Genomic DNA, 10,250 nt, shown 5'->3' with positions numbered 1-10,250 from the left:
CCCGCCGCGCGATACGGCGCGGCGGGCCCTTGGCCTGCGGATTTCCCGGGTTCAGGAGGTGACGGCGAAGGCGCGGGTCACCACATCGCCGATCATGCGGCGGAAGTGCGCGCGGGCCTCGGGCCCGTCGAGCGCGTAGTCGTACAGGGCGTCGAAGGTGTACTGGTTCGTGATGTGGAACAGCGAGAAGCTGTTGACGAGGACCTGTACGTCGATGGGATCGGCGTCGGCGCGGATGCTTCCCTGTTCCTGCCCGCGGCGCAGGATGTCGGCAACGATGTCGAGCAGCGGCGCCCAGAGCTTCCGCAGTTCCCCGGAGCGGCGGATGTAGGCGCCGTGCAGCATGTTCTCGCCGACCACGAGACGGACGTACTCGCGATGCGTGTCGTGGTGGTCGAAGGTCTTCTCCGCGAGCCGCCGCAGGGCCGCGACGGGGTCGGAGTCCGCGGGCCCCACTTCGCGCAGCAGCGTCTCGGCCATCTGCCGGTACGACCGCTCCAGCACGGCCGTGTACAGACCTTCCTTGCTGGTGAAGTAGTAGTAGATCATCCGCTTGGTCGTGGCGGTCTTGGCGGCGATCTCGTTCACGCTCGCGGCCCCGAGACCGCGCTCCGCGAACTCCGCCGTGGCCACGGCAAGGATGTCCGCCTTCACCTGCTCAGGATTACGTCGACCCCGGGCCCGGTTCTGCCCGCCCGGTTCGGTGACAGCCATCCCGCTCCTCGCCATCCGTGCGCTCGGTCTGCGCGCCCATGTGACCGGGATCGAGCCTACCCTCGGTGCCGGGCGGGGACGGCCAGCCCGCCCTCACCCGCTCCGGGTGGCCCGCCGGTTCCGGGTCCGGCCCGGTCGTCCGCCGCCAGTGCTCGGCCACCTGCCCCGCGGTGGCGCACCAGACGTCCTCGTGCGCCCGGATGTGGTCCAGCAGTTCCGCGAGCATCAGCACCCGCCCCGGCTTGCCGATGGACTGCGGGTCGAGGGCCAGGACCCAGCACAGGCCGTGGTCGCGGTAGGCGTCGAAGGAGTCCTTCCAGTCCGCCAGGACGTCCCGGTAGGCCGCGATGCGGGATTCGCCGGGCGGGAAGGCCACGGGTGCGCCGTTGTAGAGGAAGTACGGGTGGTCGGCGTACTCCCACTGCCACGGCACCTCCATGACCGGTGTGGGCCGCCCGCCGGACCACAGCGGGTGGGGGCGGTCGTCGCCGTGGGTGGACGAGGACCACCGGAAGCCCAGCTCGTCGAGGAGCGCGGCATGCCCGTCGCCCAACACCCCGGGCGCGGCGCGCAGTCCGGTCGGCCGGACCCCGGTCACCGCCTCCAGCGAGGCGGCCGTGCGCGACCACGTGTCCCGGAGGCCCGCGTCCGGGGTCCGGCCGGGAACCGGGGGTGCCGCGGCCGCGATCTCGTGCCCCGCGGCGGCTATCCGCCGGACCGCCCCGGGGTGGTGGGTGGCGGTGTGTTCGGGGACGAACCAGGTGGCGGGCAGCGCGTAGGTGTCCAGCAGGTCGAGCAGCCGCGGTACGCCGCGGCGTATCCCGTACGTCCCCAGGGACAGCGTCTTGGGCCGCTGCCGGGCGGACGGGTGGAGGCGGAGCCAGAACAGCTCGGCGTCGAGGGTGAAGGTCAGCACCACCGCGCAGCGCGCACCCTCCGGCCAGCGGGGGCGCGGCTGCCGCCGCCGCGGGCCGCCGATGCCGGGTGCGGGCGTGTCCGTCGCCATGTCAGGCCCGCCCGTCGCCATGTCGGGCCGCGCTCCGCGAGCGCCACCAGTCGGCGATCTGGGCACCGGTGGCGAACCAGACGTCGCCCCGGCGTCCGATGTGGTCCAGCAGGCGCCCCAGGGCGCGCACGCGTTGGGGTTTGCCGATGACCTGGGGGTGCAGCATCAGCACGTAGCACAGCCCCCATCGGCGGTAGCCGTCGAACTCGCGGCGCCAGTTGTCGAAGGTGGCGAGGGTGCTCGCGATGCGGTCCAGGCCCTGTGGCTCGGGCGGGGACTCGTTGTAGACGAACTGCTGGTAGTCGTCCAGCTCCCAGTGCGCGGGGATCTCGATCAGATCGGTGGGACGGCCGTCGATCTCCCAGCGGTACGGGCGGTCGTCGCCGCGCATGGAGCTGGAGTACGAGAACCCCAGCTCCGCGAGGAGCGCCGGAGTGTCGGCGGCGATGTCGCCGCTCGGGCTGCGGAACCCCACCGCGCGGCGCCCGGTGGTGACTTCCAGCAGGTCCTGGCTGCGCGCGATGATGTCGCGCTGGGCCGCGCGGGGGTGGTCGTAGAAGGTCTCGTGCATCCAGCCGTGGTGGCCGATCTCATGGCCGGACGCGGCGATGTCCCGCGCCACGGCGGGCCACTGTTCCACGATCTTGCCCGGGACGAAGAAGGTGGCGGGCAGGCCGCGGTCGTCCAGCAGGTCCAGCAGCCGCGGGGTGCCCCGCCAGGGCCCGTACGCACCGATGGAGAAGCCCCGCGCGTCGTCGCACCGCCCGGTGGCGCGGTCGTCCACCCACAGGGTGGGGCCGTCCACGTCGAAGCCGCCCCGCCCGGCCAGACGGGCGGCGGTTCATCGAGCAGAGGCCGTTCATGACGCATTCGCGGTTCCGATCCGTGAGGTGATCAGCCCTTGCGCTGCTTGGGCTCGGCCCGGTCGATGAGCTGCCCGCGCAACACGGTGAGCTGGTGGGAGGCTTCGACGGCGCGGGGCTCGTCCAGGGAGGCGAGGGCCAGGACGAGGGTGTCCATCACGACGATGCCCGGCAGGGACTCGGCGGTGATGCCGGTGGGGGTGTGCGGGGCGCTGATCACCACATCGGCGTGGCGGGCGAGGGGCCCCTTGGGCACGTCGGTCACCAGCAGGACGTTCGCGCCGACGGCCCGCGCGCGCTCGGTGAGCACGGTGAACTCCCGCAGCCGGCGGCCGGGATGGAGGATCACCACGGCGTCCCCGCGGCCGAGGTCGAGCAGTTCGTCGGCCATGGTGAAGCCGGTGGCGCCGATGAAGCGCGCCCGGCGCCCGGCCCGGCGCAGCTTCAGCACCACGTGGCGGGCGGCGAGCTCGGAGGCGCCGACGCCGTACGCGACCACTTCGCGGGCGTCGGCCAGCATCCGGACCGCCTGCTCGAACACCTCCGACTCCAGCAGGCGGCGGCACTGGTCGAGGCGCTCCACGGCCTCGTCGAAGACCCGGTCCTTGATCTGCTCCAGGTCGTGGCCGACGTGGGCGATGCGCTGCTTGAGCCGCTCCTCGGGGGCGGTGGCGGAGGTGAAGCCGGAGGCGAGTTCCCGCTTGAGGGCGGGCAGGCCCGCGTAGCCGAGGCGCTGGAGGGCGCGTACGACGGTGGCGTTGCTGGTGCCGCTGGCCGCGCCCAGCTCCTGGGCGCTCGCGAAGAGCAGGTTCTCCGGCGGGGCGCTCACCAGGTATTGGGCCACCTCGCGCTCCGAGGCGGACAGCTCCCCCCACAGGTCGCGGACCGCGGTGTGCAGGCGCGTCGCCCCGGTCGCCTCATCCGATTCGCTCATTACAGCTCTTGACTTCCCTGTAGTGGTCATTACCATCTGGTCTCATCATTCCAGAAACCGGAATTTCTGAAACGAACATTACAGTCGCACATTACAGCCCTCATGAGTCCTCGGCACACAGGAGCGCCATGACAGCCGGCACCATCCCGATCATCGAGATCTCCGGTCCGCCCGCCGAGCGTGGCCGCCAGTACGGCGAGGCGGCCCGGACACGGCTCGGCGCGGCGCTCACCTACTACGAGGAGGCGTTCGGCGAATCGTCGGGGCTGACCTGGGACCAGGTCACCGCCCGCGCCGAACGCTGGCTGGAGCCGGTGCGGGGCTACGCGCCCGATCTGGTCGAGGAGATGGCCGGGATCGCCGAGGGCGCGGGCGTCGGACTCCTGGACGTCCTGGCGCTGAACGCCCGCGGCGAGATCATCTACGACCAGACCTTCTCCCGGATGCGCGGCCACGAGGGCACCCCGGGGGACGTGGCGGAGGCGAAGGAGGCGGCGGCCGACGGATGCACTTCCTTCGCCGTCCTGGGCGAGGCGAGCGGCGACGGCCATGTGTACTGCGGCCAGAACTGGGACTGGCGGGCGGGCACCTCGGACACCCTCCTGATGCTGCGGATCGTCCAGCCCCCGCGGCCCACCGTGATCATGCAGGTCGAGGCGGGCCAGATCGGCCGCCAGGGCGCCAACTCCGCGGGCGTCGCCCTCAACGCCAACGGTCTGGGAGGCAGGTTCGACGACGCCGTCGGGCTGCCGCAGACCGTGATCCGCCGCCGGGTGCTGGACAGCGAGTCGATCAGCGCGGCGGTCGACGTGCTGTGCCGCACCCGTGGCCACATCGCCAGCAACGCCCTGCTGACCTGCCGCGAAGGCTTCGCCGTCGACCTGGAGACCACACCGGGCGCACACGGCTGGCTGTATCCGGACGACGGGCTGCTCGTCCACGGCAACCACTACCAGGCCACCGTCCCCGTCCAGCTCGCCGCCGGATACCGTCCCGGGTCCTCCGACTCCCTGATCCGGGTGCCCCGGGCCGAGGCGGGGTTGCGCCAGCTGCGCGGGGCCACCGCGCCGGACCAGTCCCGCAAGCTCATCCACCAGGCCATGTCCGACCACCTCGGCCACCCCGAGGGGCTGTGCACCCACCCCGACCCCCGGCAGCCCGAGGTCAAACAGTGGATGACGCTGCTGTCCTCCTGCGTGGACCTGACCACCGGTGACTACTACGTGACCCCCGGCACGCCCTGCGACCGCGCGTACCAGCACCTGCCCTGGAACCTCTACGACGGCCCGCACGCGCCGCGCTGACTCCCCTCATCTTCCGAACCACCGGAGGGCCTGCCATGAGAACCACGCAACTCACCATCGCAGTCGGCGTCGCGGGGGCGCTGCTGTTCACCGCCGGGTGCTCCGGGGCGCCCTCCGCGGGCGGCGGCGCCACCGCCGACGTCGCCAAGATCCGCCTCACCGACACCACCGCCAAGGCGTCCGGCTCCGCCGCCACCGTGAACTGGCTCGTGGAGAACGAGCCCGGCACGCTCGACATGGACAGCCAGGGCGGCAGCAGCACCCGCACCGTGCTGGCCAATGTGTGCGAGCGGCTGCTCCAGCTGCGGCCGGACCTCACCACCGCGCCGCACCTCGCGAAGAAGGCCGAGTACGCGGGCGGCAAGAAGCTCGTCCTCACCCTCCGCGACGACGTCACCTTCCACGACGGTGCCCGGATGACGGCCGACGACGTGGTGTGGAGCCTCAAGCGGCACGCCCGGCCGGAGATGTCCGAGTCGGACGAGTACGAGGACGTCGACACGATCGCCAAGACCGGCCCGTCCCAGGTCACCATCACGTTCAAGAAGCCCAGTGCGCTGTTCATGAAGGCCCTGGCCGGTGACGCCGGGATCGTCATGGAACGCAAGGTGGCCGAGCGGCAGGGCGACGACTTCGGCACCCCCGGCCACCCCGACGCCTGCACCGGACCGTACCGGGTGAAGAAGTGGGACTCCGGCTCCTCCCTCACCATCGAGCGCGCCGCGCACTACTGGGACACCAAGATCCGCCCGCTCACCCGGCAGGTCGTCTTCCGCTGGGCCTCCGGCAGCGCGCTGGTCAACGCCCTGTCCACCGGAGCCGCGGACGGCGCCTATCTGACGGCCACCGGCCCCGCCGCCGTGCTGGCCGAGAAGAAGGGTGTGCGCGCCTACTACGGGCAGTCCACCACCGCCTGGTCGCTGGTCCCCACCGACAACGGTGCGCTGAAGGACGCCCGGCTGCGCGAGGCGCTGTCGCTGGCGATGGACCGCAAGGGGATCGCCAAGTCCGGCTTCAGCGGCCTCGCCGAGCCCTGGGCGACCCCGGTGGGCCCGGGTGCGTGGGGCTATCAGAAGGGCACGTTCCAAAAGGCTCAGAAGGACCTGGAGAAGTCCACCGCGTACACGGCGTCGCCGTCCGGGGACGACATCGCGCGGGCGAAGAAGCTGGTCGAGCAGGCGGGTGAGCCCGGGAAGCCGGTGGTGGTGTCCAACGACGGCACCGACATCCAGACGGTCATCACCAACGCGGTGCGCGGCGCGGCCCAGAAGATCGGGCTGAAGGTGACCGTCAAGACCATTCCGCCGAGCCAGTACGGGGAGTTCTTCTCCGACCCGAAGGCGCGCAAGGGATTCGACCTGATTCCGGTCGACTGGTACATCTCCAAGGCCGACCCGGTGGGCTTCTACGACAACGGCATGTCCGGCAACGCCAACAACTGGCTCGGCTACGCGGACCGCGGCTACGACGCGCTCGTCGCCAAGGCGCAGCAGACGCTCGACGACCGCGAGCGCGCGGACCTCATCATCGAGGCGCAGAAGAAGTTCGCGGACAACGCGGTGTGGATCCCGCTGGTGCAGGTGCCGTCGGTGATGGTGCTCGGCCAGAAGTACACCGGTCCCCCGGCGTCCATGGTGTCGCTGTACTACCCGTGGGCCGCCGACCTCGGTACGAAGAGGGGCTGACACCATGCTCCGCGGACTGCCGCGCCGGCTCGCCGGTCTGCTCGCCACGCTGTTCGCCGCGTCGTTCGTCATCTTCGCCGCCGCCTACGCCGCCCCGGGAGACCCCGCCGTCCTCCTCTCCGGCAGCCGTCAGGAACTCACCCCGGAGAAGCTCGCGGCGGTCCGCGCGCAGTACCACCTCGACGAGCCGCTCGTCGTCCAGTACGGCAGGTGGCTGTGGGACAGCGCCCAGGGCGACCTGGGCCGGTCGTTCCAGTACCGCGACCACGTGGCGGACCTGATCGGCGCGCGGCTGCCCACCACCCTGGAACTCGTCGCCTACGCCACGGTGTTCTTCGTGATCCTGGGCGTCGGCTCCGGTGTCCTGGCGGCGCTGCGCCGCGGCTGGGTGGACTCGGCCGTCGTCGGGGGCACCACGCTCGCCGCGTCGGTCCCCTCGTTCGTCGCGGCCATCGCGCTGGTGTCGCTGTTCGGGGTGCGGCTGGGCTGGTTCCCGGTGACCGGTCAGGGCGAGGGATTCACCGGCCGGCTGCACCACTTGACGCTCCCCGCGTTCGCCCTCGCCCTCGGGGCGCTCGCGGTGATCAGCCGGGTCACCCGGCAGGCGATGGCCGAGGCGTACGCGTCCGACCACGTGGAGGCCGCCCGGGCCTCCGGGATGGCGGAGCGGCAGATCGTCGTCCGGCATGTGCTGCGCAACGCGCTCGGCCCGATCGTCACCATGTGCGGGCTCGTCATGGCGGGCATGCTCGCCGGAACGGTCGTGGTCGAGACGGCCTTCGGCCTCAGCGGGGTCGGCTCGTTGCTGGTGAGCGCGATCAGTACGCACGACTTCCCGGTCACCCAGGCGGTGCTGCTGCTCATGGTCATCGGCTATGTGGTGGTGACGACGCTGGTCGACCTGGTCCATCCCCTGATCGACCCCCGGGTCTCACGGGGCACGAAGCGGCACACGGCAAAGAGGGTGAAGACCGCATGACGACGGTGACGGCCGGGGCCCTGGTCCCGGTGACGATACGGGCCCGCCGCCCGCTCCAGGTGGTCGTCGCGGGCGGCTTCCTCGCCCTGGTCGTGGTGGCGGCGGTGTGCGCACCCCTGCTCGCACCCCACGCGCCCGACGCGGTCGACCTGTCCGCCTCGCTCGCGGGGACGACGTCACAACACCCGCTGGGCACCGACGCCTCGGGACAGGATCTGCTGTCCCGGGTGCTGTACGGCGCCCGGTCGAGCCTGCTGGCCCCGCTGGCGCTGCTCGCCCTGGCGGCGGTGCTCGGTGTCACGATGGGCACGGTGGCGGCCTGGCGGGGCGGCTGGGTGGACACCCTGCTCTCGCGCGTGACCGATGTGATGTACGCCTTCCCGGGCCTGCTGTTCGTCGTCCTGGTGATCGCGGTCTTCGGCGACGGGCTCACCACGTCGATCCTCGCCCTGGGGCTCGCGTACGCGCCCACGATCGCGCGCTACACCCGCAGCGTCGCCCTCGCCGAGCGCTCCCAGCCGTACATCGACGCCTACCGGGTCCAGGGCATGAGCGGGGCGCGGATCTGCGTACGGCACCTCGTGCCCAATCTGTCCGGCGCGCTCATCGGCTACCTCGTGGTGCTCTTCGGCGAAGGGCTGATGAGCCTGGCCACCCTCAGCTATCTGGGCTTCGGCGCCGGATCGCCCTCGATCGACTGGGGGCTGATGGTGCAGGAGGGGCAGGACGCCGTGGTGCAGGGAGCGCTGCTGCCCGCCCTCGTACCGGGCACGGCCATCGCCGCCGTCGTGGTGGCCTTCAACATCGTCGGGGTCCGGGTCTCGGACCGCCTCGGCCACGGGAGGTAACCGGCCATGCTGCTGGACATCGAGGATCTCACCCTCCGGCTGCCCGCCGGTGCCGCCGCCCGGCCGCTGCTCAGCGGGGTGTCGCTGCGGATCGACCGGGGTGAAGTGGTCGGCCTGGTCGGCGAGTCGGGCTCCGGCAAGTCCACCACGGCACGGGCCGTGCTGCGCCTGCTCCCCGAGCACGCACACGCCACCGGCTCCGTGCGGGTGGACGGCGAGGACGTGCTCGCCATGGACCCCGCCCGGCTGCGCGCACACCGGTCCCGCACCGTCTCCATGATCTTCCAGGACCCGCGTTCCGCGATGAACCCGGTGCGCCGGATCGGCGACTTCCTCACCGAACCGCTCACCCGGGTCCTGGGCCTGCCGAAGCGCGCGGCGGTGGCGAAGGCGACGGAAATGCTGGCCTCCGTGGGCCTGTCCGATCCGGACCGCCGGATGCGGCAGCGCCCGCACGAGCTGTCCGGCGGCATGCTCCAGCGCGTCGTGATCGCCGCCGCGCTGTGCACCGAACCCGACCTGCTCCTCGCCGACGAGGCGACGAGCGCGCTGGACGCCACCACCCAGGCGGAGGTGCTGGCGCTGCTGCGCGGCATCCAGGCCGAGCGCCGGGAGTCCGGCAGCGGCCTCGGGACCCTGTTCATCACCCACGACATGCCGCTCGCGGCGGCCTACTGCGACCGCGTGTACGTGATGTACGCGGGCCACGTGGTGGAACACCAGCCCGCCCGGGGGCTGTTCGCCGACCCGCGGCACCCCTACACCCGCGGGCTGCTGGAGTGCTCGCCCGCCCTGGGCAGGGACCGCGAGCCGCGTCCCATCCCCGGCCGTCCGTCGTCCCTGTCCGACGCCCTCACCGGCTGCCCCTTCGCCCCGCGCTGCCCGAAGGCCGAGCCGGAGTGCGACACCTGGGCGCCGGTGGCGCTCCCGTTCGGCGGCGGGGCGTTGGCCGACCAGGAGTTCGCGGCGTGCCGCCGACTGGAACTCGTATCGAGGAGCAGCACATGACCACCCCCGCACTCGTCGTCGAGGGCCTGTGCAAGACCTACGCCCTCCCGGACGGCGGCCGGACGACGGCCGTGGACACGGTCTCGTTCACCGTCCCGGCGGGCGGTTCCCTGGGCATCGTCGGGGAGTCCGGCTCCGGCAAGACCACGGTCGCCCGCATGCTGGTGGACCTCGTACGGCCGGACGCGGGCACGATCACCGTGAACGGGCGGGAGCGGGCCCCCGGCGGACGCGGCGACGGAAGGCCGCGCGGCCCGGTCGGGCGCAGGGCGGAGCGGCTGCGGCGCGCCCGCGAGATCCAGATCGTGTTCCAGGACCCGTACGTGTCACTCGACCCGCGCCTGACGGCCCGCCAGTGTCTGCACGGCGCGCTGCGGCTGCACGGGCGGCACCAGGGCCGGGCCGCCACCACGCGGGTCGACGAACTCCTCGACCAGGTGGGCCTGGGCGAGCGGGAGGCCGACGCCCGGCCGCGGGCGCTGTCCGGCGGCCAGTGCCAGCGGCTGGCCATCGCGCGTGCGCTCGCCGTGGAACCCGAGGTGCTGGTGCTGGACGAGGCGGTGGCCGCGCTGGACGTGTCCATCCAGGCGCAGATCCTCCTGCTCCTCGCCGAGATCCGCCGGGAGACGGGGGTGGCGCTGGTCTTCGTCAGCCATGACCTGGCCGTCGTCGGGCACGTCACGGACGACACGCTGGTGATGCGGCGCGGCCGGGCCGTCGAGACGGGCCCGACGGCCCGGGTGCTGGACGCCCCGGCGGACGCGTACACCCGGCTGCTGCTGTCGTCGGTGCCGCGCGAGGGCTGGGACCCGGCGGAGACGGTACGGATGCGCGGCCGGCTCACCGAGCTGTGAGCGGAGCCGTGTCTTGCGCCGCCGGGAACGTGAGCATAGTTTCCGTGTCCCGTGC

The 10,250-nt window shown here is 72.3% G+C and carries 10 protein-coding genes; 6 read left to right on the top strand and 4 right to left on the bottom strand.

Annotated features, from left to right (window positions below; all coding sequences use genetic code 11):
- Positions 1-51: 51 nt before the first annotated feature.
- The 4 genes from EEJ42_RS23580 to EEJ42_RS23565 form a co-directional block, all read right to left on the bottom strand.
- Positions 52-654: a TetR/AcrR family transcriptional regulator gene (locus EEJ42_RS23580; protein WP_221179418.1), complete on the bottom strand. Its 603-nt coding sequence runs from the start codon at positions 652-654 to the stop codon at positions 52-54.
- A 10-nt stretch (positions 655-664) separates the two neighbouring features.
- Entirely contained in the window at positions 665-1,720 is a 1,056-nt protein-coding gene (locus tag EEJ42_RS51950) for a polysaccharide deacetylase family protein (protein ID WP_221179417.1), read from the bottom strand.
- Position 1,721: 1 nt separating this feature from the next.
- The gene (locus EEJ42_RS23570) at positions 1,722-2,525 is read right to left on the bottom strand and encodes a polysaccharide deacetylase family protein (RefSeq protein ID WP_221179416.1); all 804 of its coding nucleotides are present in this window, start codon (positions 2,523-2,525) and stop codon (positions 1,722-1,724) included.
- A gap of 89 nt (positions 2,526-2,614) precedes the next feature.
- Positions 2,615-3,517, bottom strand: coding sequence for a MurR/RpiR family transcriptional regulator (locus EEJ42_RS23565; protein ID WP_123102592.1), 903 nt, complete (start codon positions 3,515-3,517; stop codon positions 2,615-2,617).
- A 128-nt stretch (positions 3,518-3,645) separates the two neighbouring features.
- Between EEJ42_RS23565 and EEJ42_RS23560 the strand changes: the two genes are divergently transcribed.
- The 6 genes from EEJ42_RS23560 to EEJ42_RS23535 are packed head-to-tail and all read left to right on the top strand — an operon-like array spanning position 3,646 to position 10,195.
- Positions 3,646-4,821, top strand: coding sequence for a C45 family autoproteolytic acyltransferase/hydrolase (locus tag EEJ42_RS23560; RefSeq protein WP_123102590.1), 1,176 nt, complete (start codon positions 3,646-3,648; stop codon positions 4,819-4,821).
- A gap of 35 nt (positions 4,822-4,856) precedes the next feature.
- A complete protein-coding gene (locus tag EEJ42_RS23555; RefSeq protein ID WP_123102588.1) occupies positions 4,857-6,506 on the top strand; it encodes an ABC transporter substrate-binding protein in 1,650 nt (549 codons plus the stop codon).
- A 4-nt stretch (positions 6,507-6,510) separates the two neighbouring features.
- Positions 6,511-7,485: an ABC transporter permease gene (locus tag EEJ42_RS23550; RefSeq protein ID WP_123102586.1), complete on the top strand. Its 975-nt coding sequence runs from the start codon at positions 6,511-6,513 to the stop codon at positions 7,483-7,485.
- Positions 7,482-8,333, top strand: a complete 852-nt coding sequence (locus tag EEJ42_RS23545) for an ABC transporter permease (protein ID WP_123102584.1) — start codon at positions 7,482-7,484, stop codon at positions 8,331-8,333. The genes EEJ42_RS23550 and EEJ42_RS23545 overlap by 4 nt, the downstream gene beginning before the upstream one ends.
- 6 nt (positions 8,334-8,339) lie before the next feature.
- Positions 8,340-9,341: an ABC transporter ATP-binding protein gene (locus EEJ42_RS23540; RefSeq protein ID WP_123102582.1), complete on the top strand. Its 1,002-nt coding sequence runs from the start codon at positions 8,340-8,342 to the stop codon at positions 9,339-9,341.
- Positions 9,338-10,195, top strand: coding sequence for an ABC transporter ATP-binding protein (locus EEJ42_RS23535; protein WP_123102580.1), 858 nt, complete (start codon positions 9,338-9,340; stop codon positions 10,193-10,195). Before EEJ42_RS23540 ends, EEJ42_RS23535 begins: the two co-directional genes overlap by 4 nt.
- Positions 10,196-10,250: the final 55 nt, after the last annotated feature.

Source organism: Streptomyces botrytidirepellens (assembly GCF_003721215.1).
GTDB classification, from domain to species: domain Bacteria; phylum Actinomycetota; class Actinomycetes; order Streptomycetales; family Streptomycetaceae; genus Streptomyces; species Streptomyces himastatinicus.
Note: the sequence above shows the minus strand (reverse complement) of the source record. Positions and strands in the feature narration are given on the sequence as shown.